Source organism: Streptomyces griseosporeus (genome assembly GCF_014656055.1).
Taxonomy (GTDB): Bacteria; Actinomycetota; Actinomycetes; order Streptomycetales; family Streptomycetaceae; genus Streptomyces; species Streptomyces griseosporeus.
In genome coordinates, this window is record NZ_BNBR01000001.1 from 1,478,824 (window position 1) to 1,503,664 (window position 24,841).

18 protein-coding genes are annotated in these 24,841 nt (G+C 72.3%); 5 read left to right on the forward strand and 13 right to left on the reverse strand.

Features of this window, described 5'->3' with window-relative positions; all coding sequences use genetic code 11:
- Positions 1-44 precede the first annotated feature (44 nt).
- Positions 45-2,585 carry an ATP-dependent Clp protease ATP-binding subunit gene (locus IE308_RS06555; RefSeq protein WP_110632671.1) on the forward strand — a complete coding sequence of 847 codons (2,541 nt, stop codon included), beginning with the start codon at positions 45-47 and terminating at the stop codon, positions 2,583-2,585.
- Between the two features lie 6 nt (positions 2,586-2,591).
- Here IE308_RS06555 and ggt read toward each other — a convergent pair whose 3' ends face one another.
- Positions 2,592-4,394, reverse strand: a complete 1,803-nt coding sequence (gene ggt, locus IE308_RS06560; protein WP_190216955.1) for a gamma-glutamyltransferase — start codon at positions 4,392-4,394, stop codon at positions 2,592-2,594.
- A gap of 79 nt (positions 4,395-4,473) precedes the next feature.
- Between ggt and IE308_RS06565 the strand changes: the two genes are divergently transcribed.
- Entirely contained in the window at positions 4,474-5,229 is a 756-nt protein-coding gene (locus IE308_RS06565; protein WP_190216956.1) for a hypothetical protein, read from the forward strand.
- 449 nt (positions 5,230-5,678) lie between these two features.
- Here the strand turns inward: IE308_RS06565 and IE308_RS06570 are convergent, their stop codons facing one another.
- Together IE308_RS06570 and IE308_RS06575 are read right to left on the reverse strand one after the other, a co-directional pair.
- Positions 5,679-6,422 (reverse strand): amino acid ABC transporter ATP-binding protein, encoded by a 744-nt coding sequence (locus tag IE308_RS06570; protein ID WP_110632665.1) that lies wholly within the window; start codon positions 6,420-6,422, stop codon positions 5,679-5,681.
- Positions 6,423-6,547: 125 nt separating this feature from the next.
- Positions 6,548-6,967: a DUF6278 family protein gene (locus IE308_RS06575; RefSeq protein ID WP_190216957.1), complete on the reverse strand. Its 420-nt coding sequence runs from the start codon at positions 6,965-6,967 to the stop codon at positions 6,548-6,550.
- Between the two features lie 177 nt (positions 6,968-7,144).
- Between IE308_RS06575 and IE308_RS06580 the strand changes: the two genes are divergently transcribed.
- Positions 7,145-8,908 carry an SGNH/GDSL hydrolase family protein gene (locus tag IE308_RS06580; protein ID WP_190216958.1) on the forward strand — a complete coding sequence of 588 codons (1,764 nt, stop codon included), beginning with the start codon at positions 7,145-7,147 and terminating at the stop codon, positions 8,906-8,908.
- A 40-nt stretch (positions 8,909-8,948) separates the two neighbouring features.
- On the opposite strand, the gene IE308_RS06585 is transcribed toward IE308_RS06580, so the two are convergent.
- The 4 genes from IE308_RS06585 to IE308_RS06600 all read right to left on the reverse strand — a co-directional run bounded on the left by IE308_RS06585 (position 8,949) and on the right by IE308_RS06600 (position 13,161).
- Complete coding sequence (locus tag IE308_RS06585) at positions 8,949-9,728, reverse strand: exodeoxyribonuclease III (RefSeq protein WP_110632655.1); 780 nt, start codon at positions 9,726-9,728, stop codon at positions 8,949-8,951.
- Between the two features lie 53 nt (positions 9,729-9,781).
- On the reverse strand, positions 9,782-10,417 hold the full coding sequence (locus IE308_RS06590) for an MBL fold metallo-hydrolase (RefSeq protein ID WP_190216959.1): 636 nt from the start codon (positions 10,415-10,417) through the stop codon (positions 9,782-9,784).
- A 38-nt stretch (positions 10,418-10,455) separates the two neighbouring features.
- Positions 10,456-11,751, reverse strand: coding sequence for a bifunctional 3-oxoadipate enol-lactonase/4-carboxymuconolactone decarboxylase PcaDC (pcaDC, locus tag IE308_RS06595; protein WP_190216960.1), 1,296 nt, complete (start codon positions 11,749-11,751; stop codon positions 10,456-10,458).
- 270 nt (positions 11,752-12,021) lie between these two features.
- Complete coding sequence (locus tag IE308_RS06600; RefSeq protein WP_190216961.1) at positions 12,022-13,161, reverse strand: PucR family transcriptional regulator; 1,140 nt, start codon at positions 13,159-13,161, stop codon at positions 12,022-12,024.
- 87 nt (positions 13,162-13,248) lie between these two features.
- Here IE308_RS06600 and IE308_RS06605 point away from each other — a divergent pair, with 87 nt between their 5' ends.
- Both IE308_RS06605 and IE308_RS06610 read left to right on the forward strand, forming a co-directional pair.
- The gene (locus IE308_RS06605) at positions 13,249-14,304 is read left to right on the forward strand and encodes a ferredoxin reductase (RefSeq protein ID WP_190216962.1); all 1,056 of its coding nucleotides are present in this window, start codon (positions 13,249-13,251) and stop codon (positions 14,302-14,304) included.
- Positions 14,305-14,311: 7 nt separating this feature from the next.
- Complete coding sequence (locus IE308_RS06610) at positions 14,312-15,430, forward strand: fatty acid desaturase family protein (RefSeq protein WP_190216963.1); 1,119 nt, start codon at positions 14,312-14,314, stop codon at positions 15,428-15,430.
- 277 nt (positions 15,431-15,707) lie between these two features.
- Here IE308_RS06610 and IE308_RS06615 read toward each other — a convergent pair whose 3' ends face one another.
- From IE308_RS06615 to IE308_RS06640, 6 genes are all read right to left on the reverse strand, one after another.
- Entirely contained in the window at positions 15,708-17,393 is a 1,686-nt protein-coding gene (locus IE308_RS06615) for a ribonuclease J (RefSeq protein ID WP_190216964.1), read from the reverse strand.
- 687 nt (positions 17,394-18,080) lie between these two features.
- Positions 18,081-18,425, reverse strand: a complete 345-nt coding sequence (locus IE308_RS06620) for a MerR family transcriptional regulator (RefSeq protein ID WP_030176886.1) — start codon at positions 18,423-18,425, stop codon at positions 18,081-18,083.
- Positions 18,426-19,111: 686 nt separating this feature from the next.
- Positions 19,112-19,570 (reverse strand): ATP-binding protein, encoded by a 459-nt coding sequence (locus IE308_RS06625; RefSeq protein ID WP_190217390.1) that lies wholly within the window; start codon positions 19,568-19,570, stop codon positions 19,112-19,114.
- Positions 19,571-19,790: 220 nt separating this feature from the next.
- Positions 19,791-21,179 carry an MFS transporter gene (locus tag IE308_RS06630; RefSeq protein WP_373314445.1) on the reverse strand — a complete coding sequence of 463 codons (1,389 nt, stop codon included), beginning with the start codon at positions 21,177-21,179 and terminating at the stop codon, positions 19,791-19,793.
- Entirely contained in the window at positions 21,176-23,206 is a 2,031-nt protein-coding gene (locus IE308_RS06635; RefSeq protein WP_190216965.1) for a PEP/pyruvate-binding domain-containing protein, read from the reverse strand. Before IE308_RS06635 ends, IE308_RS06630 begins: the two co-directional genes overlap by 4 nt.
- Complete coding sequence (locus tag IE308_RS06640; RefSeq protein ID WP_190216966.1) at positions 23,203-24,576, reverse strand: ATP-grasp domain-containing protein; 1,374 nt, start codon at positions 24,574-24,576, stop codon at positions 23,203-23,205. Before IE308_RS06640 ends, IE308_RS06635 begins: the two co-directional genes overlap by 4 nt.
- Positions 24,577-24,841: the final 265 nt, after the last annotated feature.

Here is a 24,841-nt window from a genome sequence, read left to right on the forward strand (position 1 = left end):
CGGTTACCCGGCTCCGGAACGTCTCAGCGAAGGAACGGAGCGCCATGACCAGCGGCTTCTACGGCCCGGAGGGCGACCCCTTCGGAGAATTCCTCGCCCGCTTCTTCGGCGGCCCCCGCCCCGGCCCCCGGCAGATCGACATCGGCAGGCTGCTCAGCCAGCCGGCCCGGGAGCTGGTGCGCGGCGCCGCCCAGTACGCCGCCGAGCACGGCAGCCGGGACCTGGACACCGAGCACCTGCTGCGGGCCGCGCTCGCCACCGAGCCGACCCGCAGCCTGCTGAGCCGGTCCGGCACCGACCCGGACAGCCTGGCGTCGGAGATCGACGAGCGGTCGGGGCCCGTGCAGCACCAGCCGGGCGAGGCGCCACCGCCGACCACGCTCTCCCTCACCCCGGCCGTCAAGCGCGCCCTGCTGGACGCGCACGAGCTGGCGCGCTCCAGCGGCGCCGGGTACATCGGCCCGGAGCACGTGCTCAGCGCGCTGGCCGCCAACCCCGACTCGGCCGCCGGGCACATCCTGAACTCGGCCCGCTTCTCCCCCTCCGGCCTGCCCCCCGAGCCTCCCGAGGCGGCGCCCCGGGTCCGCCCGGAGCGGCAGCAGCCCACCGGGACGCCGACGCTCGACAAGTACGGCCGCGATCTGACCGACATGGCCCGGCAGGGCCGGATCGACCCGGTGATCGGGCGGGAGGGCGAGATCGAGCAGACGGTCGAGGTGCTCTCCCGGCGCGGCAAGAACAATCCGGTGCTCATCGGTGACGCGGGCGTCGGCAAGACCGCCATCGTGGAGGGGCTGGCGCAGCGGATCGCCGACGGGGACGTGCCGGACATCCTGATCGGGCGGCGCGTCGTCGCCCTCGACCTGACCGGGGTGGTCGCGGGCACCCGGTACCGGGGCGACTTCGAGGAGCGGCTGAACACCATCGTCGAGGAGATCCGCACCCACTCCGACCGGCTGATCGTCTTCATCGACGAGCTGCACACCGTCGTCGGGGCCGGGGGCGGCGGCGAGGGCGGCTCCATGGACGCCGGCAACATCCTCAAGCCCGCGCTGGCCCGCGGTGAGCTGCACATCGTCGGCGCGACGACGCTGGAGGAGTTCCGGCGCATCGAGAAGGACGCGGCGCTGGCCCGCCGGTTCCAGCCGATCCTGGTGCCCGAGCCGACCGTGCCGGACACCATCGAGATCCTGCGCGGGCTGCAGGACCGCTACGAGGCCCACCACCAGGTCCGCTACACCGACGAGGCGCTGGTGGCGGCCGTGGAGCTGTCGGACCGGTATCTGACCGACCGGCGGCTGCCGGACAAGGCCATCGACCTGATCGACCAGGCGGGCGCACGGGTGCGGCTGCGGGCCCGCACCAAGGGCACCGACGTGCGGGCGATGGAGCGCGAGGTCGAGCAGCTGGCCCGGGACAAGGACCAGGCGGTCGCCGACGAACAGTACGAGCAGGCCACGCAGCTGCGGGACCGGATCGTGGAGCTGAAGCAGCGGATCGCCGAGGTGACCGGGGACGGCGAGGCCGACGAGGGCCAGAACCTGGAGGTGACCGCGGAGGCCGTCGCCGAGGTGGTGTCCCGGCAGACCGGCATCCCCGTCGCCAGCCTCACCCAGGAGGAGAAGGAGCGGCTGCTCGGCCTGGAGGAGCATCTGCACCGGCGGGTCGTCGGCCAGGACGAGGCGGTCAGCGTGGTCGCCGAGGCGGTGCTGCGCTCGCGGGCCGGGCTGTCCAGTCCCGACCGGCCGATCGGCAGCTTCCTCTTCCTCGGGCCGACCGGCGTGGGCAAGACGGAGCTGGCGCGGGCGCTGGCGGAGGCGCTGTTCGGCAGCGAGGACCGCATGGTGCGCCTCGACATGAGCGAGTACCAGGAGCGGCACACCGTCTCCCGGCTGGTGGGCGCGCCGCCTGGGTACGTCGGCCACGAGGAGGCCGGTCAGCTGACCGAGGTGGTGCGCCGGCACCCGTACTCGCTGCTGCTGCTCGACGAGGTGGAGAAGGCCCACCCGGACGTGTTCAACATCCTGCTGCAGGTGCTGGACGACGGCCGGCTGACCGACTCCCAGGGCCGCACGGTCGACTTCACCAACGCCGTCATCGTGATGACCAGCAACCTCGGCTCGGAGGCCATCACCCGCCGCGGCGCGGGCATCGGCTTCGGGGCGACCGGCGCCGACGCGGACGAGGAGGCGCGGCGCGAGCAGATCCTGCGGCCGCTGCGCGAGCACTTCCGGCCGGAGTTCCTCAACCGCATCGACGAGATCGTCGTCTTCCGCCAGCTCAGCGGCGACCAGCTGCGGCAGATCACCGACCTGCTGCTGGAGAAGACCCGCCGGCTGCTGCACGCGCAGGGCATCACGGTCACGTTCACCGCGGCGGCCGTGGACTGGCTCGCCGAGCGCGGCTACCAGCCCGAGTACGGGGCCCGGCCGCTGCGCCGCACCATCCAGCGGGAGGTCGACAACCAGTTCTCCCGGCGGCTGCTCGACGGCAGCGTCAAGGAGGGCGACCGGGTCACCGTCGACGTGGCGGACGGGCGGCTGGTGTTCCGCGCGGACCAGCAGCCGCCCCCCGCCGAACTCTGACCGGCCTTACGGCGCGGGCCGGACCACCATCGCCGAGCCGCCGCCGCGCCGTACCTTCTCGGCGGCGGCCAGCCAGCGGCCGTCGGGCAGCCGCTGCACGCCGGTGGCCGCGCCGATCTCCGGGTTGAGTTTGAAGGAGTGCCCGATCGCCTCCAGTTGCTGACGCAGTGCCGTGTCGTTCCAGAGGCCGGGCTCCAGCTCGGTCTGCGCGGCGTTGCGCTGGCTGGCGCGCGGCGCGGCGATCGCGTCGACGAGCGGCAGCCCCCGGTCGAGGAACCCGGTGAGGGTCTGCAGCACGGTGGTGATGATGGTGGCGCCGCCCGGCGAACCGACCGCGACGACCGGCTTGTCGTGCCGGTCCAGGACGATGGTCGGCGAGATGGACGAGCGGGGCCGCTTGCCCGGGCCGGGCAGGTTCGGGTCGTGCACGGCCGGGTTGGCCGGGGCGAAGGAGAAGTCGGTCAGCTCGTTGTTGAGCAGGAACCCGCGGCCGGGCACGGTGATGCCGCTGCCACCGGTCTGCTCGATGGTGAGGGTGTAGGCGACGACGTTGCCCCACTTGTCGGCGACGGTGAGGTGCGTGGTGTTCTCGCCCTCATACGTGGTCGGCGCCGCGACCCCCGGAGCCCCGCAGTCGGCGGGGTGCCGCGGGTCGCCGGGGGCGACGGGGCTGGTGAGCACCGCGTCGTCCTTGATCAGGCAGGCCCGCGAGTCGGCGTACCGCTGCGACAGCAGCTCCTTCGCCGGTACGTCCTCGAAGGCGGGGTCGCCGACCCAGCGCCCGCGGTCGGCGAAGGCGATGCGGCTGGCCTCGATGTAGCGGTGCAGGTACTGAGCCCGGCTCAGCTTCGACAGGTCGCTGTTCTCCAGGATGTTGAGCGCCTCGCCGACGGTGGTGCCGCCGGAGGAGGACGGCGCGATGGAGTAGACGCCGAGGCCGCGGTACGACGTCCGCGTGGGCGCCTGGATTTTGGCGCGGTAGGCGGCGAGGTCCTTTTCGGTGAGGTCGCCGGGGCGGGCGTTCCAGCCGGAGGCGGGGTCGACGGGCGGGTGGTTGACGGTGGCGACGATGTCCTCGCCGATGTCGCCGCGGTAGAGCGCGCCGACTCCCTTGCGGCCCAGCTCCTCGTAGGTGCGGGCGAGGTCGGGGTTCTTGAAGGTGGAGCCGACGGCGGGAAGCGCGCCGCCGGGCAGGAACAGCCGTGCCGTGTCGGGGAAGTAGCGGAAGCGGGTCTCGTTGGCGGCGGTCTGCGCGCGGAAGGTGTCGTCGACGGTGAACCCGTCGCGGGCGAGCCGCTCGGCCGGCTTCAGGAGCGGGCCGAGCGGTTTGCTGCCCCACTGCTCCAGCGCGGTCTGCCAGGTGGCGGGCGTGCCCGGGGTGCCGACGGCGAGGCCGCTGCTGACGGCGTCGGCGAAGGCGAGGGGCTTGCCGTTCTCCAGGAAGAGCCCGGAGCCGGCGCTCAGCGGCGCGGTCTCGCGGCCGTCGATGGTGTGCACGGTACGGGACTTGGCGTCGTAGTAGACGAAGTAGCCGCCGCCTCCGATGCCGGCCGAGTAGGGCTCGGTGACGCCGAGCGCGGCGGCGGTGGCGACGGCCGCGTCGACGGCGTTGCCGCCCTTCCTCAGCACCTCGATGCCGGCGGCGGAGGCGTCCGCGTCGACACTGGCGACGGCGCCGCCGTAGCCGACGGCGACGGGGGCCTTGGGCGTGGTGTGCCGCGCGGCGGAGGGTGGCGCCGCCGCCCCCACCGACACCACGGCGGCCGAGACCGCCAGGACCGACAGTTTCCGAGCGACGGGGTGACGCATCCGCACCTCCCGGTAGAGGGACCGTTCGCGCAGCCTATTCCACCACCATGGTCACGTCAGGCAAGTACCATGCGCGGCCATGAACGACGACGTGCGCAACATCGTCCTGGGCGTGATAGCCGCCGGTATCAGCGCGGCGCTCGGCTGGCTGGCCCGCACCTCGCTGTGGCGGCGCAGGCTCCGCCGCAAGCAGGCGTTCTTCGGGTTGCCGGACAACTCCGAGTCGCTGCTGGTGGTCAACCGCGGGGCGGCGGGCCCGGATCTGGCGGTGATGCGGTACGACGTCTTCGCGCTCCTGGAGCTCGCCGCGCTCATCAAGGACTGCAACGCCCATGCCCAGGTGGTGCCGCACGACATGGCCCGTCAGGGCTTCGGAGAGCGCACCGAGTTCTGTGTCGGCGGCCCGGCCTCCAACCGCCGTATGGCGGCGCATCTGGCGTCGCTGCTGCCGGGGGTGCGGGTCAATGTCGACGCGGAGCCGTCCCCGGACCGGGGCGCCTTCCAGATCGGGTCGGAGCGCTACCGGGTGGAGCCCGGCCGGTCCGAGTATGTGCTGCTGGCCCGGCTGACGGTTGAACAGAGTCACGGCACCCGGCCGGTGTTCCTCTTCTGCGGGCAGACCGCGATCACCAACCAGGCCGCGACCCGCTACCTGGCCCGCAACCACGAGCGGCTGCAGCGCAAGCACGGGAACGGCTCGTTTGTGCTGCTGCTGAAGGTCGTCAACTCGCAGGCGTACGGCCCCGATGTCGTCGAGACGGTCGCCGACGTGACCCGCGCGGCCCAGGCCCCGCTGCCCGTCCCGTCCCCCACGTCGCACCGGGCGACGTCCTGAACGCGGACGCCCGCGATCCCTGCAGGGTGAGCACAACCCGTCCGGCGCGCGGCTGACCTTCTCCTCGCTCGTGGGGGACCCGTGGCGTGGGCCCCGCCCGCCTGCGCGAGCAGTGATCTCCGGCCGCGGCCGGCCGGGTATGGCTCTGTGAACCGCTGCCCCCCGGGCGGGGGCCGATGGGGGCTCCCACCCCGCAGCAGCGTCCCCGGTTCGGCCGCGGCGGCTCACGCGGCCTCACATGTGCCGGCCGGGGAACCGGCCGTCAGCACGGGGACGAAGGATTCATCGTAGTCGAGGGCCGTGGCGGCGGTGGCCGGGGCCGCCGTCGGGTGAGTGGCCTGGGCGTCATGAGGCGGTGCTAGAAGGGTCGATGGGGCCGGCCGCCCTCCGTGGCGCGGGCCGGACAGGGCACACGTCGGCTGCGGGACATCGGTGCGGCACTCCCCCGGTCAGTGCTTGAGAATCTTGGACAGGAAGTCCCGGGCCCGCTCGCTTCTCGGGTCGGAGAAGAACTCCTGAGGGCTGCGGTCCTCGACGATCCGCCCGTCGGCCATGAACACGACGCGGTTGGCGGCGGAGCGGGCGAAGCCCATCTCGTGGGTGACGACGACCATGGTCATGCCCTCCCGGGCGAGCTGCCGCATGACCTCCAGGACCTCGTTGATCATCTCCGGGTCGAGGGCGGAGGTGGGCTCGTCGAACAGCAGCGCCTTGGGGTCCATGGCGAGGGCGCGGGCGATGGCGACGCGCTGCTGCTGGCCGCCGGAGAGCTGGGCGGGGAACTTGTCCGCCTGGTCGGCCACCCCGACCCGCTCCAGAAGCTCCCGGGAGCGCCGGTCGGCCTCCGCCTTCCCGCGGCCGCGGACCTTGACCTGTCCGAGGGAGACGTTCTGCAGGACCGTCTTGTGGGCGAAGAGGTTGAACGACTGGAAGACCATGCCGACTTCGGCGCGCAGCCGCGCGAGCGCCTTGCCCTCGGCCGGCAGCGGCCGGCCGTCCAGCAGGATCGTCCCGGACTGGATCGTCTCCAGCCGGTTGATCGCCCGGCACAGCGTCGACTTCCCCGACCCCGACGGGCCGATGACCACGACCACCTCCCCCTTGCCGACGGTGAGACCGACGTCCCGCAGGACGTGCAGTTCCCCGTAGTACTTGTTGACGTCACGCAGTTCGATCAATGGATCGACGGCCATGCGCAGCCCTACCCACTCTCCGCTGTGTCGTGGTCCCGCAACCTATCCAGCGGCCCGTCAACCGACCGGACGACACGCACCTTTCGGGCATTAGCCGTATTTACGCCGAAGAGTGGGCCAGGACGTCACCCTTCGGCGACCTCCGCGTACAGCTGGGAGAGTTCGGGCACCCCGCTCCCGGCCCAGCCGAGACCGGCCCGCACCACGTCGACCTCCCGCCCGGAGGCCAGCCGCACGAAGGGTTCCTGCCCCGGGCGGATCACCCAGGCCGCCCCGGGCACCGTGCGCACGATGACGGTGCCGAGATAGAGCCCGGCGTCGTGCCCCAGCTCGGGCAGCGTCTCCGCGTCGTCCCGCCAGCCCGGCACCAGCTGGTCCAGCTTCTCCAGGGACACGGCCGTGTCGTCGAGTTCGACGCCCTCCCGCACCGCCTGGGAGCGCAGCAGCCCGCACTCGGCGAGCAGGTCGGCGACCGCCTCGGGGTCCGCGAAGGACGCCGGGGCGCCGGTCTTCTTGCGCCGGTTGCCCAGAAAAGGGATGTTCATAGGCCCAGCGTGGCACCGGGCCCCCGGCGGACACCACAGGCGCGCGGCCGCCACGGACGGCCGATTTGCCCCCTTCCCCTCGCACGCCTCGTTGACGAGCCCCAGGCGGCTCCCTAGCTTCTCGGTGCGTGTCCGCACCGTCGCGGAGCGTGATCGGTGAGCGGAAGGAGTCCGTACGTGCGCCGAGGTCTACGGGGTCTGGTGGTGGCCCTCGTCCTGTGCCTGGTGGGCGCGGTCCCGGCGGTCTCCGCCGCGGCGGGCGCGGCCCGGGCCCGGGTCCCGCTCCCGCTGGAGCTGCTGTTCGACAACCGTGCCGTCAGTGACGACGCCCAGCCCGCGCAGGCCGACTTCGACGGCGCGGGTGGTTCCCTGTCGGCCCGGACGCTGACGGCGGCGGGCTGGACGCCCGGGCGGGAGCTGACCGTCCAGGGCGCCCGGCTGACCTGGCCGCGCAGCGCGCCGGGCGAGCCCGACAACGTGCGTGCTGCCGGACAGCAGGTCCACGTCACCGGGCACGGCGACGCCCTGGCCTTCCTCGTCGCGGGCACGGCCGGCGCCGACACCCGCGGCACGGGCACGGTGGCGTACGCCGACGGCACCGGCTCGCCGTACCTGCTGACCGCGCCCGACTGGCGCACCGGGCCGCTCGCGACCAAGGCGGTGGCGCTGCCGTACCGGAACACACCGGGCGGGACCCTCGCCGAGCGGGTGCGGCTGTACGTGGTGACGGTGCCCGTCCTGCCGGACCGGGAGGTCGCCTCTGTGACCCTGCCGTACGCGCCCGACCTGCATGTCTTCGCGGTGTCGGTGCGGGAGCGGGCGGCCGGCTGGACCGGCAGCTGGGCGCGGTCGACCGGCGGGTACGCGCCGGTGGGGCCGTGGACCGACCGGACGCTGCGGCTGGTGGTGCACACCTCGGCGGGCGGGCCGCGGGTGCGGCTGCGGTTCGACAACACCTTCGCCGCGGCGCCGGTCAGGATCGGCGCGGCGACGGTGGCGGTGCGGGACGCGGGCGCGGCGGCCCGGGGCACGCCGGTGCGGCTGGCGTTCGGCGGCGCGCCCGGCGTGGAGATCCCGGCGGGCGCGCAGGCGGTCAGCGATCCGCTCGGCTTCGCGGTGCCCGCCGACGCCGATCTGCTGGTCAGCTTCCATCTGCCGGGGACGGTGACGGCGGTGCCGGTGCACCAGGTGGCGGTGCAGCGGTCGTATCTGAGCGGGGCCGGTGACCACACGGGGGAGGCTGAGGCGACGGCGTACACCTCGACGCTGACCTCGTGGCCGCTGCTGACCGGCGTCGACGTCGGTGGCGGGCCCGGCTCGGTGGTCGCGCTCGGCGACTCGATCACCGACGGGCACCGGTCCACTCCGGACACCAACCGGCGCTGGCCCGACGTGCTGGCGGACCGGCTGCTGGGGCAGAGCGACGTCCCGCACTACGGCGTGCTCAACCACGGCGTCGGCGGCAACCGCGTGGTGACCGACCGCTACCCGGGCGACGGCGTCTCCACGGACCAGTCCGGGGTGAGCGCCCTGCACCGCCTGGACCGGGACGTGTTCGCGCAGTCGTCGGTGCGGACGGTGGTCGTCTTCGAGGGCGTCAACGACCTGCTGTCGGGGACGCGGGCCCCGGACATCACCGCCGGCCTGGCGGAGATCGCCGAGCGGGCGCACGCCCGCGGGCTTCGGGTGCTGGCGGCGACGATCCTGCCCTGCGAGGGCTGGGGCACCTGCACGGCCGCCGTCGAGAGCGAGCGGGCCGCGGTCAACACCTGGATCCGCGCGGGCGCCGTGTTCGACGCGGTGCTCGACTTCGACGCCGTGGTGCGCGACCCGGCCCGGCCGACGCGCATTCTCCCGGTGTACGACGGCGGGGACCATCTGCACCCCGGGGACGCCGGGCTGGCGGCGCTGGCGCGGTCGGTGGACCTGCGGCTGCTGTGACGCCGGCGGGCGCGGCCCCCGAAAACGCGGGGGCCGTCGCTCAGACGTCCAGGTCGACGACGACGGGCGCGTGGTCGGAGGCGCCCTTGCCCTTGCGCTCCTCGCGGTCGACGTAGGCGTCCTTGACGGCCTGGGCGAACGGGTCGTTGCCGTACACCAGGTCGATGCGCATGCCGCGGTTCTTCGGGAAGCAGAGCTGGCGGTAGTCCCAGTAGGTGAACGGGTGCTCGTACTTCAGCGGGCGCGGCACCACGTCGTTCAGCCCGGCGTCGCGCAGGGCGGCGAGCGCGGCCCGCTCGGCGGCGGTGACGTGGGTGGAGCCCTCGAAGGCGGCCGGGTCGAAGACGTCGTCGTCGGTCGGCGCCACGTTGTAGTCGCCGAGGACGGCGAACGGGCGGCTGCCCCGCGCGTCGTCCGCGACGGCGGCCTTGAGCGCCTGGAACCACTGGAGCTTGTACTGGTAGTGCGGGTGGGCGACCTCGCGGCCGTTCGGCACGTACACCGACCAGACGCGGACCGGGCCGCAGGTGGCGGAGAGGGCGCGGGGCTCGACCACGCCGTCGAAGCCGGGGTCGCCGGGCAGGCCCTTGACGACGTCCTCGATGCCGACGCGGGAGAGCACCGCCACGCCGTTCCACCGGCCGGTGGCGTGGACCGCCGCCTCGTAGCCCAGTTCGCGCAGCTCGTCGAACGGGAACTGCTCCTCGCCGACCTTGGCCTCCTGCAGGCACAGCACGTCGGTGCCGCTGCTCTCCAGCCAGGCGAGCAGCCTTGGGAGGCGGGCGGTGATCGAGTTCACGTTCCAGGTCGCGATACGCATGCCTCACAACCTACCGGGCGGCACTGACAACGCGGTCCCGCCCGGTCCCCGGCTCACAGCTCGGCGGCGTCGCCCGGGGTCAGGCGCAGGTGCTCGGCCCCGCCGAGGGCGCCGATCTGGCGGTCGTAGATCGGCCGGGCGAGGTCGGTGAGCAGGGCGTCGTGGATGTCGTAGGCCCGGCGCGGGGCGACCTCGCGGACGTAGTCGATGACCTCCGAGATCTTGTTCCAGGGCGCGTGCACCGGCAGCATCAGCGTCTCCACGGGCAGGCCGGGGACGGTGAGCGCGTCGCCGGGGTGGAAGACCTTGCCGCCGTCGATCAGGTAGCCGACGTTGGTGATGCGCGGGATGTCCGGGTGGATGACGGCGTGCAGTTCGCCGTGGACCTGCACGTCGAAGCCGGCCGCGGTGAACGTGTCGCCGTGGCCGACGGTGTGCACGCGGCCCGGGAAGGCCGCCGCCAGCTGCTCGGCGACCGCCCTCAGCGTCCAGACCTCGGCGGCCGGCTCGGCCTCCAGGGCGGCGCGCAGCCGGCCCTCGTCGAAGTGGTCGGGGTGCTCGTGGGTGACGAGGATCGCGTGGGCGCCGACGGCGGCGTCGGGCTCGCTGAACCCGCCCGGGTCCACGACGAGCGTGCGTCCGTCCTTCTCCAGGCGGACGCAGGCGTGCGACATCTTCGTGAGCTTCATGGCTCCATCCTGCCTGCCGGGCGGCGTGCCCCGGCGGCTCACTCGACGGGGGTGGTCTCCTCACGGATGACCTGCTGGGCCACCCGGAAGGCGCGGTGCGCGGCGGGGACGCCGCAGTGGACGGCCGTCTGGAGCAGCACCTCCTTGATCTCGTCGGGGGTGAGACCGCCCCGGAGCGCGGCGCGGGTGTGCGGCGCCAGCTCCTCGGCGTGCCCGGCGGCGACCAGCGCGGCGAGGGTGACGACGCTGCGCGTGCGGCGGTCCAGGCCCGGCCGGTCCCAGATCTCTCCCCAGGCGTAGCGGGTGACGAAGTCCTGGAAGTCGGCGGAGAAGGCGTCGGCCTGCGCCAGCTCGCGGTCGACGTGGGCGTCGCCGAGGACCTCGCGGCGGATCTTGATGCCGGTGTCGTAGGGGTCGGGCCGCCCGGCCGGCGCGGGGTCGGCGGGGGCGGGCGCGATCTCGGCGATCGGCTGGACCTGCGCGGGCTGCGCCGGCGCCGGCTTGGCGAGGGCCGCCGGGAGGGCGGTCTGGCCGGTGGCGGAGTCGAAGACCGGCTGCCAGGCGGTGGAGAAGTGCGTCACCAGCAGGTCGGTCACGGCGGCGGGCTGCTCGACCGGCACCAGGTGGGAGGCGCCGGGTACGACGGCGAGGCGGGCGTCGGGGATCCCGGCGACCAGGGTGCGTGCCTCGGCGGGACCGGTGACCTGGTCCTCCGAGCCGACGAGCACCAGCGTCGGCACGCCCACCCTGCCCAGCTCGGGCCGTACGTCGAACGCGGCGAGCGCCTCGCAGGCGGCGATGTAGCAGCCGGGGTCGGTGGTGCGGACCATCTGCACGGCCCAGTCGGTGATCGCGGGCTGGGCCGCGGCGAAACCGCCGGTGAACCAGCGGTCCGGAGCGGTACGGGCGATCGGTTCCAGCCCGTTGGTCCGCACGATCACCCCGCGCTGGCGGAACTCGTCGGCGGTGCCGAACCGGGGCGAGGCCGCGATCAGCGCGAGGGACGCCAGCCGCTCGGGGTGCCGCAGCGCCAGCTCGACGCCGACGGCCCCGCCGAGCGCACAGCCCGCGTAGCCGAAGCGCTGCACGCCGAGGGAGTCGAGCGTGGCGAGCAGGCGGGCGGTGAGTTCGGCGACGGACCCGGCCGGGTGGGCGGGGGCGCCGCCGTGCCCCGGCAGATCGAACCGCAGGACACGCCACTGCTGGGCCAGCTCCGGGACCTGGCGGTCCCACATGTGCCAGGTGGTGCCCAGTGAGGGACCCAAGATCAGGAGCGGAGCGTCTTCTGGCCCGTCGAAGCGGTATTGCAGGGTGTTCGGTGGTGTCTCACTCACGCCCCAGACCTTCTCACGTCTCACGACTGCCCCTATAACGGAGGTTACGACTGCACGGGTCTGACCAAGTGGAAGACCTCCCGGGCCGCGTAGCGCTTGAGGCAACGCGGTGCTCGAGACGCGGGCTGACGCGTCGGCAGGTGGGCGTCTCGTGGTGGAACGCTCCCTGTCAGCCGACCTGCTGCGCCTTGATCGCGTCGCTCACCCGAACCGTCCCGGCTGCAAGGACGTCCAGGAGCGCCGGGAGTTCGTGGACGGTCGAAGTACGCGTCAACTGGTCCGAAGACCGACCGCCAGCGTCAGTTCAAGGACCCGGTGGGGCGATGCGAGATCCGGAAACAGCTCCCGCAGCTGCGACATCCGGTACCGGACTGTCTGGGGATGGACGAACAACGCCGCCGCCACCTCGTCCCGCCTGCCCTGGTGCAGCAGCCACGCCCGCAACGTCTCCTCCAGCCGCCGTGCGGTCGCGACAGGCAAGGTGCGCAACGGTGCGAGGGCTCGGGCACGCAGGTCTGCGAACGCGTCCGCGTCGGCGCTCAGCACCAACTCGGGCAGGTGGTCCTCGGTGTCGCGGATATCAGAGGAGAGGGAGCGCGCGCGTACGGCTCGTGCGTACGAGGCGGACGCACGCGTCCATGGCCGGGCCGGGCCGACCACGGCGGTGCGGTCGGTCAGCTGCCGCAAGAGATGTGATCGGTCGGCATCGGGGACGAGCAGCACACCGGTGGTGTCCGGCAGATCGTCGAGGACGAGGGTGCTCGGGTCGAGCGCGCGGTAGGCAGGCCGGGACTGGGCGGCGGGCAGCAGGACCGCCGTCAGCGTAACCGGAGGCTGCCATCCGGCCCGTTGAGCAGAGGCCAGCAGCACGTCCGGGCTCGCGCCGGCGAGGAGGTCGCGGGCGAGGTGTTCCAGGTGGCGCTCCTGGGCCCTGCCCCGGGCGGCCAGTTCGTCGGCGTGGCCCGCGGCGCTCGCGGCGGAGAGCTCGTCGATGTAGGCGAAGGTCAGCTCGGCGAACTTGGCGACCTCGGCGGCGGGCAGACCTGCGGACACGGCGCCCGCTGCCAGGCTTCGCCAGGCCACGCGGGCGCCGACGCGGTAGGCGCTGAGCAGGGCGTCCATCGAACGGCCGTCGCGCACCTCGCCGCGGCCCAGCTCGTAGGCCGCGTCACCGCCGCCGCCGCCCACGGCGTTCCCGCTCGCGAGATCCAGGTAGTGCCCGAGGGCGGTGCGGACGGCTCGGCGGATGGTGCCGCCCATGCTGCCCGAAAGGGCGCCTGCGTAGGAAGGGACCTCGTCGATGATCGCCTGGACGACCTCGTCGGCGGTGGTCCTCAGCGCGGCCCGAAGTGCGGTGACCGTCGTCTCGTCCAGGGCCAGTTCGCTGGCCCTCTGGGTCACACGACTCACGTTTTTGTTCCCTGCGAACAACTCCACCCACCAGATTCACGTCCTACGGTCAGGACTTTACGCCCTGAGACGCAGCAAGCTGGAGTCATGACAAGTGCAGCCCTCCGCAGCAGGGCGTGGAAACTGCTCGAGATGGTCACGACGCCGCTGCTGCCGTCGGACTACCTCGACCTGGTCAGCCCGCTGCGTGCGGGCGCCGATCTGCGGGGGCGCATCGAGGCCGTGCACCCCGAGACGGATCACGCCGCGACCATCGTGATCAGACCGGGTCGGGGCTGGCGCGGCCACAGGGCCGGTCAGTACGTGCGGATCGGGGTCGACGTCGACGGGGTGCGCCTGTGGCGTGCCTACTCCCTCACCTCGCCGACGAACCGCCAGGACGGCCGCGTCACGATCACCGTGAAGGCGATCCCGGACGGCAAGGTCAGCAACCACCTGGTCCGCAGGGCGAAACCGGGCACGCTGATCCAACTCGACCAGGCAACCGGTGACTTCGTGCTGCCGCAGACCAAGCCCGCCAAGGTGCTCTACCTGACGGCCGGCAGCGGCATCACACCCGTGATGGGCATGCTGCGCGACACCGAGTTCGACGACGTCGCCATGGTCCACTGCGCGCCACGGCCGCAAGACGTGATCTTCCGCAACGAACTGCGCGACCTGATCGCGGACAAGAAGCTGCGGCTCACCGAGGTGCACACCGACACAGACGGCATGCTCGACATCTCCCGTCTCGACGAACTCGTGCCCGACTGGGCCGAGCGCGAGACCTGGGCTTGCGGGCCCGCGGGCCTGCTCGACGCCGCCGAAGAGCACTGGAGCGAGCACGGCGTACCGGAGCGCCTGCACACCGAACGCTTCCGCCCCAGCATCGTCGCCGCCGGCGACGGCGGCGAAGTCACGTTCAGCGCCACCGGCAAGACCGTCGACGCGGACGGCGCCACGCCGTTGCTGGACATCGGCGAGGAGGCCGGCGTGCTCATGCCCTCCGGGTGCCGCATGGGCATCTGCTTCGGCTGCGTCACGCCGCTCAGGGCGGGCGCCGTCCGCGACCTGCGCACCGGCGAGATCACCGAGGCCGAGCCAGGCGTCCTCATCCAGACCTGCGTGTCCGCCGCGGCGGGCCCCTGCGACATCGACCGGTAGGAGCACCTTGACCGCTATCGACCCCACCGCCCACCTGACCGCGGAGCAGATCGAGGAGCTGGGCCGCGAGCTGGACGCGATCCGCGACGAGGTGATCGCCAGCCGTGGCGAGAAGGACGCCGCCTACATCCGTAAGGTCATCTCGGCGCAGCGCAAGCTGGAGCTGGTCAGCAGGGGCGTGCTGCTGTTCTCGATCTTCCCGCCCGCGTGGCTGCTCGGCACCGCCGGACTGTCCGTGGCGAAAATCATGGACAACATGGAGATCGGCCACAACATCCTGCACGGCCAGTGGGACTGGATGCGCGACCCGAAAATCCACTCCACCACCTGGGAATGGGATCACGTCTCGCCGGCCGACCAGTGGAAGCGCTCGCACAACGAGCTGCACCACACGTACACCAACGTGATCGGCAAGGACAACGACCTCGGCTACGGCATCATGCGCGTCGACGAGGACCAGAAGTGGCACCCGTTCCACCTCGGCCAGCCGCTGTGGAACTTCATCAACGCCTGCTTCTTCGAGTACGGCATCGCAGCCTACGACCTGGAGCTGGGCAAGAATCTGCACAAGCGCGGCCGCAAGAACCCGGAGTTCCGCGCACGGGCCAAGGCCGTGGGCCGCAAGATCCGCAAGCAGGTGCTCAAGGACTACCTGATCCACCCGCTGCTGTCGGGCCCGTCGTTCCTCCCCACGCTCGCCGCCACGTTCACCGCGAACCTGGTCCGCAACATCTGGTCCCACTCCGTGATCATGTGCGGACACTTCCCGGAGGGCGTACAGGTCTTCGAGCGCCGGTCGATCAAGGACGAGACGCGCGGCCAGTGGTACCTGCGCCAGATGATGGGCTCGGCGAACATCAGCGGCAGCAGGGCCATGCACTTCATGACCGGCAACCTGTCGCACCAGATCGAGCACCACCTGTTTCCCGACCTGCCGAGCAACCGGTACGCCGAGGTCGCGGTGAAGGTGCGCGCCCTGTTCGAGAAGTACGAGCTGGAGTACGTCACAGGGCCACTGCCCAAGCAGGTGTTCTCCGCGTGGCGTAAGGTCTTCCGGCTCTCGCTGCCGAACAAGAAGACAGAGGTCGGAACGCCGGACCGCGAACAGGAGCTCGTCGCCGCCTGATTGTTGCAAGCGCCTGGCTCACGAACCCGAGGTCAGGCGCCCTTGCCCGCAGGCTCCGGCATCGCCACGCGCTCCACGTGATGCGTCATCGGAGACACGTCACAAAGTCAGGTCAGCTGCTGGATGTGCTGCGGGATGCCCTGCGCAGCGCTCGCCACCGGGCCGCCCGGGCAGACCCGGTGGGCCGGTGACGAGGCTCGACATCAGGACCGACTCGTCGCCGAGTTTCACCTCGTGCACATCGGCGTCCACGCCCGGACGCCTGCCCGGGTGCGGCTCAGGCGTCGATGATGACGGGGATGATGAGGGGCTTGCGGCGGTAGGTGCGGAACGCCCAGTTCGCCACGGCGCGGGCGATGAGCTGTTCGAGTTGGCGCGCGTCCCCGACGCCTTCCTCGGCCGCGGTGGCCAGCGTCTTCTCGATGACGGGGATCACCGGCTCGAAGGTGGCGTCGTCGTGGACGAAGCCCCTGGCCAGGAAGTCGGGGGCCTCGGCGAGGGCGCCGGTGTCCGCGTCGACGATCGCCACCACCGTGACCACACCCTCCTCCGCGAGGGTGAGACGGTCCTTGAGGGACGCCTCGGTGGCACCGCCGACCTCCATGCCGTCCACGTAGACATTGCCGGCGGGGACCTTGCCGGTGATGGACGCCCGCCCGTCGACCAGGTCGACGACGACGCCGTCCTCGGCGATGACCACCCGGTCTGGGTCCACACCGGTGCGGATGGCGAGGTCGCCGTTGGCCCGCAGGTGGCGCCATTCGCCGTGGACGGGCATGACGTTGCGGGGCTTGACGATGTTGTAGCAGTAGACGAGTTCGCCGGCGCTCGCGTGCCCGGAGACGTGCACCTTGGCGTTGCCCTTGTGGACCACGTGGGCGCCCCACCGGGTGAGCCCGTTGATCACCCGGTAGATGGCGTTCTCGTTGCCGGGGATGAGGGAGCTGGCGAGCAGGACGGTGTCGCCCTTGCCGATGCGGATCATGTGATCGCGGTTGGCCATCCGGGACAGCGCGGCCATCGGCTCGCCCTGGGACCCGGTGCACACCAGAGCGATCTTGTGATCCGGGAGCTTCTCCAGCTCCTTAGTGCTCACCACCAGACCGGACGGGACCTTCAGATAGCCCAGGTCACGGGCGATGCCCATGTTGCGGACCATCGACCGGCCGACGAAGGCGACCTTGCGGCCGTGCTGGTGGGCGGCGTCCAGCACCTGCTGGATGCGGTGCACGTGGCTGGCGAAGCTGGAGACGATGACCCGGCGCGGCGCGGTGCGCATCACCTGCTCGATCGCCGGGTTCAGCTCACGCTCAGAGGTGGTGAAGCCGGGTACCTCGGCGTTGGTGGAGTCGGTGAGGAACAGGTCCACGCCCTCCTCGCCGAGGCGGGCGAAGGCGCGAAGATCGGTGATGCGGTCGTCGAGAGGGAACTGGTCCATCTTGAAGTCGCCGGTGTGCAGCACCATCCCGGCGCCGGTACGGATCGCGACCGCGAGGCTGTCCGGGATGGAGTGGTTGACCGCGACGAACTCCAGGTCGAAGGGCCCGAAGCCGCGCCGGTCGCCCTCCCGCACCCGCACCGAGCGCGGCCGGATGCCGTGCTCCTTGAGCTTGGCCTCCAGGAACGCCAGCGTCAGCTTGGAGCCGACGACCGGAATGTCCCTCCGCTCGCGCAGCAGGTACGGCACGCCGCCGATGTGGTCCTCGTGGCCGTGGGTGAGGACCACGGCCACGATGTCGTCCAGCCGGTCCCGGATCGAGGTGAAGTCCGGCAGGATCACGTCCACGCCGGGCTGGGTCTCCTCGGGGAACAGGACGCCGCAGTCGACGATGAGCAGCTTGCCGGCGTGCTCGAAGACGGTCATGTTGCGGCCGATCTCCCCCAGGCCGCCCAGGGCGATGACCCGCAGCCCTCCTTCGGGAAGGGGTGGGGCAGCTTTCAGCTCGGGGTGCGGATGACTCATACCCTGACGGTACCCGGAGAGCGGGACAGGGTGATCCATTACCTCCTCCCGCGGGGACGATCCGATGACGCCGGGGGTCGGACAGGGAGAGGGGTCAAGGCGGGGTCCAGCCAAGGTGAGCTCAAAAGCCGCCACGAGATGATCTTGGAGCCCTGAAGGCGGCTGGTCAGGATGCGGTAGGTATCGCGCGAGCGGATCTTGCCGGCGCTGATGGGGTCTTACACCGAGGCGGCGACGGCGTGCTGCGAGGTGGTGATCATGTCTGCCCTCGCCGTCCGGTGCTCGCCCAGACACTCGATGCGACGATGACGGCGCCCTGCTCCTTGGCCTACCGGTACGCCGCTTCGAAGGCCGCCATGCCCGTCGCGTCGGGAATGAGGCCGGCGGGGCAGGGAGCCGGCAGCGGCTGCATGCGAACCATCATCCCAGGCGCGCGGGACGGTACAGACGTCGACACGGCAAGCATGTGCCTCACTGGGCCTGGCAGGCCGCCGATGGGCAACCGGGGCGCTGGCACGGCTCCGGCCCGGGACTGGTGGAACCGTCTTGGACAGAGAAGGACCCCAGCGTGGTGATCGCCGAGGTCCTCGCCCTGTGGTGGTCAGGGCGCTCGTTTCAGGGGCCGGTGGTGGGGTCCAGTCGGTGGCGGGCCGGGAGCGTCGTCCGTGTCTTCGTGCCGGCGTCCGGTCAGGCCGAGGTCTTCGACTGCGGCTCGGGGCCTTGTGTGCGCATTTGCTCGTTGATGCGCTGTGCTTCTTCGAGTTGGTCTTCGAGGACGATGATGCGGCAGGCAGCTTCGATGGGGGTGCCCTGGTCGACGAGTTCGCGGGCACGGGCAGCGATGCGCAGCTGGTAGCGGGAGTAGCGACGGTGGCCGCCTTCGGAGCGCAAGGGGGTGATCAGGCGGTGTTCGCCGAGGGCGCGGAGGAAGGCGGGGGTGGTGCCGAGCATGTCGGCGGCCCGGCCCATGGTGTAGGCGGGGTAGTCGTCGTCATCGAGAGGGGTGACGGCGCGGGAACTGCCAGGGGGCATAGACCTCTTCTTCCGGGGGACGCGTCGGGGGGCCCGGGCACCGTACTGGCACCCGGGCCCCGAGCTTTCAACACCATCTACCGGCGAACTGCGCCGGCCTTGTATATCCGCAGGTCCGCCTGGGAGGGCGGGGCTGCGGGGATCGCGGATGCGTGACCGGGGACCACCTTCCAATCCGGGGCCTGCGGTACCCGGGCGCACTGCTTCCTCGCCCGGGCGATCCTGATGGCGTCTCGCTCCTTACCTTCGGTTACTCGGTGACACTGCTGGATACCGCGGGTACTGCTCACGACCCTCTTGGGCCGTGTCCTGCTTGACCTGCCGGCACGGCAGTTCATGTCTGCCGTGCCCACTTCGACTTCCTGGGTACGACAAAGACAGTAACCCTGCGACGGACCAATGTCTACTGTCGTCACGACAGGTTTTCTCCATGGTCAGCATCTGGAACTCTTCTGCAGGCACATTCGGAAGAGTGCTGTCCCGGGTTGCTTCCCGGCTCGGCGACCACATGCTGGGCCGGGAGGTACAAGACCGATCCAGGTGGGGTGACAGCGCATTGACGCTGATTGATCACGGCCCTGAGGAGGCTGCTCAGCGGGCGGCCGACGACCTGGAGGGCGTTGGCTGGCGGGATCGGCCAGCGGCCGGCGGCGGACTCTCCATGAGGTAGCCGAGCAGGGCGCCGGCTACCTGCCGGGCAGGCGGCCAGCCGGATCTCCGCCGTCGGCCAGCACGATGGCGGCCCTGACTCGCTTGCCCACCGGCTCGCGGCGCACCTCGAAGCTCTGGCACACGGCCATGACGATCTCCAGGCCGTGCTGCCCGACCCGGCCCGGGTCCGCGAGGCAGGCCGGCAGTGTCGGGTCGGCGTCCCAGACGCTGATCTGGACGGTGCCTTCGCTCACCTCCAGATCCAGCAGGCAGGGGTCTGGCGCGTACTTGTAGGCGTTGGTGACCAGCTCGCTGACGGCCATCTGCGCGGTGCCCGTCGCGCGGTCGGAGACCGGGATGCCGTGTCCTGCCTGTACGTCGGTCAGGAAGCGGCGGGCCGCGCTGCGGGCCTCGGCGATCGGTTCGCCGCCCTCGAAGGCGAGGGCCGACAGTATCGGGCGGCGGGCCAGCGGCCGGTCCTCGTTTTCGTCCACCACTGGGCCCACATCGACACCCTCGTCCTGAGCAACCCGGGTAAGGCGCACGAACACCCCCGAAACGACATGGCACGCCTCCGCACCACTGGCCCCCCGCCGGCGTGACTTTGCTGTGGCGGCCACCGCAGGCCCAGTTGGTGGCGAGACCGACCTCGACGGACCCTGTCACGGGCAGCTTCATGAGGGCACCGCGGCCAAGTCGCGCTCCGTGACGCTCTCACCCGCCCCGCCGGGGGCCCGGGGGCGGCTGGGCGGCGCCCTCGTCCGCCGGCAGGGATGCCGGCTGCTCCAGCGGGCGGGGGACGCGGGAGCCGGGGCCGGGTGTACGGGCGGTGGGGTGCCCGGTCCGGGGCCCGGCGCTCCGGCGGGTTCGGCGCAGGGCCAGGTGCAGGGCCGGGATCAGGACGCAGGTGACCGCGGCGCTGTGCCACAGCAGGGCGTCGAGCCGGCCGGCCGTGAGGTAGGCGCCCGCGGCGACCGCCGCCAGTGCGCACACCCCGCGGTCCACGATGCTCTCCACGGACAGCAGCGTGGCGCGTGGCGCGTCGGCCGGGACGGCGTCGTTGACGAGCTTGCGCTGCACCGGGTACACGAACCCGGTGATCGCGGCGAACGCGCACAGCAGCGCGAGCACGGCCCACGGCGCGCCGAGGGTGGTGGCGGCGAGGGTCACGGCCAGCGCCACGCTCAGCAGGGACACCCACTGGGCGGCGGACAGCCGGCGGCTCAGCCAGCGCGGACGGGCCGAGGCCACGGCCTCGGCGACCGTCATGGCCGCGAGGACGCCGCCGTGCGCGCCCTCCCCGATGCCGTGGTCCAGGAGCACCGGCTGGAAGAGGTTGACCTGGCAGATGCGGGCGAGGGTGAACACCGCGACGCCCTGCACCATGAGCAGCGGCAGCCACGGTGAGGCGCGCAGGGCCCGCAGGGCGGCCCCCGTGTCGTGCAGGAGGGTGCTCCGCCGCCGTCCGCCCGGATCGCACCCGGCGTCCGGGCGCGGGGCGAGGCGGGGCAGGGCCAGCGCGCACAGCAGCGACCCGGCGGCGCAGGCCGCGCTGAGGACGTACGGGGCGGGCCGGGCCAGCGTCATCAGCGGGCCGACCAGCGGCCAGCACAGCACCTTCGCGGCGAGACCGAGGGAGCGCGCGGTGCCCTCGGCGTCCAGGTAGTGCGCGTCGGCCCCTTCGGCGCGCAGCGCGTCGTAGAGGTAGGCGCTCGCCGCGCCCGAGGCGAGGGAGCGTCCGGCCGCGATGGCGAGGAAGTGGACGAGGAAGCCGGTGTAGGAGGGGGCGAGGACGGGGGCCAGGTTGGCGGCCGTCATGACGACCGCGCCGGCCCGCAGGCAGTTGCGGGCGCCGATGCGGTCGGCGACCACGCCGGTCGGGATCTCGAAGAGGCAGAACGCCGTGTAGTAGATGCTCTGGATGCCGAAGATCTGGCCGTCGGACAGTCCGGCGTCACGCTGGTAGGCGTAGAAGACGGGCATCCACCACAGCAGGTTGAACAGCAGCTGGAAGGCGTTGTTGAGGCGGATGACGCGGCGGGCGGCCGGGGAGGGGGCCGGGCCGGCACGGCGGGTGGCGCGGGCGGGCATCGGACGGCTCACCGGGCGTAGGGGCGGATCTGGACCAGCCGGAAGTCCCCTTCGCCGGTCATCAGCCACTCGATGTCGAGGGCGTCGTCGGGGTCGTCGGCGCCGAAGTGGGACTGCAGCAGGCGTCCGGCGAGGGCCAGCCGGGCGAGCGCCGCGCGGGTGGCGGCGGGCAGGTCCTCTCCGGCGGTGCCGACGTCGAGCGTGCGCCCGCCGCCCTCGACGGTGTTGTACAGGTACTGCTGGGGCAGCACCGAGCCGTCCACGACGCGTTCGGGCGAGCCGGGGGTGCAGTTGACGTACACGTTGCGGAAGTCCTCGCGGCGGGTGGGGTTGCAGGTGACGAGGACGCCGCCGAGGCTCGCGGGCAGGTACTCCTGGACGATCACGCCCATGTAGGTGTCGTCCAGGCAGATGCCGACCTGGTGCCGCAGGCGCACGCTGCGCGGTGACAGCAGGGACGCCCACACCTGCCGTACCGCGTCCATGAGGTGTTCCGCTCCCCGCACGGTGGTCACGGAGTCGTAGATGCCGGCGGCGGAGAAGCCGGGCAGGTCCTCGGCGTTGGAGGAGGAGCGCACCACCATGCGGCGTCCGCCCGCGAGCAGCCGCGGCACCGCGGAGGTGATGGCGCGGGCCACGTCCGGCGGTACGGGCGTGGCCCGCACGAGCTGCTGGAGGTTCAGGCACAGGGGGTCGACGAGGTCGAACGCGCCGAGTTCCAGGGCCATCTTCAGTTTGCCGATGCCCTGCTGGAGGGCGGGCGACGAGGTGAGGAACAGATGGTGCAGGCGGAAGGGCAGCGCCACGCCGTCGGGTGCGCGGACGGTGTCCGCCACGTACCGGGCGGCGGCCGCCCGGAGGTGCTCGCGTGCGGCGTCCCGCTCACCGAGCCGGGCCGCCAGGTGGCCGAGGAGGTCCTGGCGCGGCGGGCGGGGCCGGGCGTGGAACGCCGTCAGGTCGGCGGTCCGGCTGTCGAGGACGTGGTGGAGCTCACCGAGGTTGGCCGCCTTGGTGCCGTAGCTGTCACGGTCGGAGCGCCGCAGCCGGTGCAGGGCGAGGACGGGGGCCTCTTCGAGCAGGGGCGTGTCGATGCGGATGCGCTGCTGGTGCCAGGCGGGCTTGGTCAGCCGGGGCGGGGCGGCGAGCGGCTCCAGGGTGACGGCGTCCTCGCTCACCCGGTAGCGCACCCAGGTGCCGTCCAGGCCGCCCCGCCCGTCGGGGGCGTCCGGGTCGTCGAGGGTGTCGAGGTCGCGCACGATGGCGTTCGGGATGCCCCAGCCGGAGGCGAGCACGTTGGTGTGGGAGAGCGGGGTGGTGGGCGCGGTGTTGATGAAGCCGGCCACCCTCGGCACGTCGTCGGGCAGGCGGGGCATGGCGACGATGTCCGCCCAGCCGAGACCGGCGGCGGCCGCCTCGTACGCGGCCGTGGTGCGGAAGTGCCGCAGACGGCCCTCGGCCTGCCCGGGGTTGAGGCAGGTGCGGGTCCGGTCGCCGAACAGCTTGTGGCTGAGGACGCGGGGGACGACCGCCTCGGGGATCGAGGCGAGTTCCCCTTCCTGCCCGTGGTTGGCGGGTTTCAGCAGCAGCGGGAGGCGTCCGTCCACGCGTCCGCGCACGTAGAGGTAGAACTCCTCCAGCAGGGCGCCGTGCATGGTGTCGGCCTCGGTGGTCTCCAGGACCAGGAAGGGGCACTCGGTGCCGTCGGCCGCCCGGTCGGTGTGCAGGGACAGCACGCCCAGCAGGAAGCGGCGGTCGGGGTCGGTGTAGACGGACGCGTTGAACGCGTCGAGGCAGGCATCCAGTTCGTCCACGGACATGCCGAGGACGCGGGTGGCGATGTAGTCGACGTGGAAGGGGTGGACGCGGGTGTCCAGGAGGTGCCAGGTGCAGGCGTGCCGGTCGACGACGACCTTCAGGTAGGGATGCCCGGCGAGGACACCGGACAGGGTGCGGAACAGCGGCAGCGTGAGGTTGGCGCCGACGACGGTGCGGTCCGCGCCCGCCTCGGCCGGGCCGGTGCGGTCCAGGGCGGAGGTCATGCCCGCGCTCCTTCCGTGACGTGCGGGGGCAGGAGGCCCGGCAGGGCGTCCACGAGGGCGGTGAAGTCGCGGACGACGGTCTGCGGCCGGTCCGCGGACAGCAGACACAGCGCGGCCATGGTGTTGGCGCCCGCGGCCGGGTCGTAGACGGGGACGGGGGCACCGTCCGGCAGGGAGCTCTCCTCCACGACGCGCAGCCTGCTGTGCGGTCCGACCGGGGCGGAGCGCACCACCGCGGTGGAGTCCCACAGGTGACGTCGCGGCCAGGGGGCGCCCGAGCCGTCCACGGCGAGGACGACGAGGGAGCCGGCCGCGCCCCGGGCGTCCGCGGGGGTCAGCGCCCTGGCCGGCCAGCCGGGTGTGCCGCCGAGCAACTGGTCGGTGAACAGGCCGACCAGGTCGAGTCCGAAGACCTCCTCGATCTGCGGCACGGTCATCGCGCCGCCGAAGCGGGCCGCCGTCTCGATCACCCACATGCGGCCGCCCGGCCCGAGCTTGATCTCCGTGTGTGTGCCGCAGTCCTCCAGGCCGAGCGCGTCCACGGCCCGCCGGGCCAGCGCCACGATGGCGTCCTGCGCCTTGCCGGTGACGGCGGCCGGTGTGATGCCGGCCCGTTCGGTGAACGGCGCGACGGTCGGCATCCTGCCGCTCACGCAGACCGGCCGGAAGACGCCTTGCGCGACCACGCCCTCGACGCTGACGTAGTCTCCCCAGCCCGGTCCCTCGAACCACTCCCCCGCGTGTCCGGTGACGATCTCCTCCACGAGGAAGTCCTCGCCGGCGCCCGCGACATGGAGTTCGGCGTAGCCCAGGCGCGCCGACTCGATCATCACCGCGTGTGAACGCGCCCACGCGGCCGGGGCGTCGGCGGGGACCTCGATGATCTGGTGGGCCGTCGAACCGGCGCTCCAGGCCGCCTTCAGCAGCAGCGGGCACCGTAACTCGCGGGTGGACGTCCGCAGTTGGTCCAGTGTGGCAACGGGCCGGAAGCGGGGCTGGGGGATGCCACAGCGTTCCCAGGCCGTGCGCATGAGCCGCTTGTCGCGGGCGAGGGCCGCGGCCGGGCCGGCGCCGCGCAGCCCGAGCCGGCGGGCGGCCTCGGCGACGGCGACGACCGCGTACTCCGAGAAGGTGACCACCGCGTCGGCGCCGACCTCGCGGGCCCGGGACGTGATGGACGCGACCAGGTCGTCCGCTGCCACGTCCCCGGCGGTGACCTCCGAAGCGCACCACGCGCGAATGGGCGCCGCGCTGCCCGCGGGCAGTTCGGTCAGTGCCAGCAGGTGCACCTCGGCCCTCGCGGCCACCCTGGGCAGGGCGTAGCCGACCGGGGGGCCGCCCTTGGCATGCACGTACAGCACCTTCGCCACGGGATTTCAACTCCTTCGTCTGGGGGGCTTGTCCGGTACCGGAACCCCACCGCCTCGCCCGCGCAGACCGCCGTGCGGCCTGCCGTCCGCGTGCGTCGTGGGACGGTTCCTGTCCAGCGAAGCAGTCGGGTTTCCCGGCTCCCGCCGCTTCGAGCGCGGTGGTCTCAGGCAGATGCCTGAGTCGGATCGCGGGCCGGGTGGCCCGCGGGCCTGGGGCGGGCCGCATGGCTGGGCATGTACGGGACACGCATGAGATGTCACACAC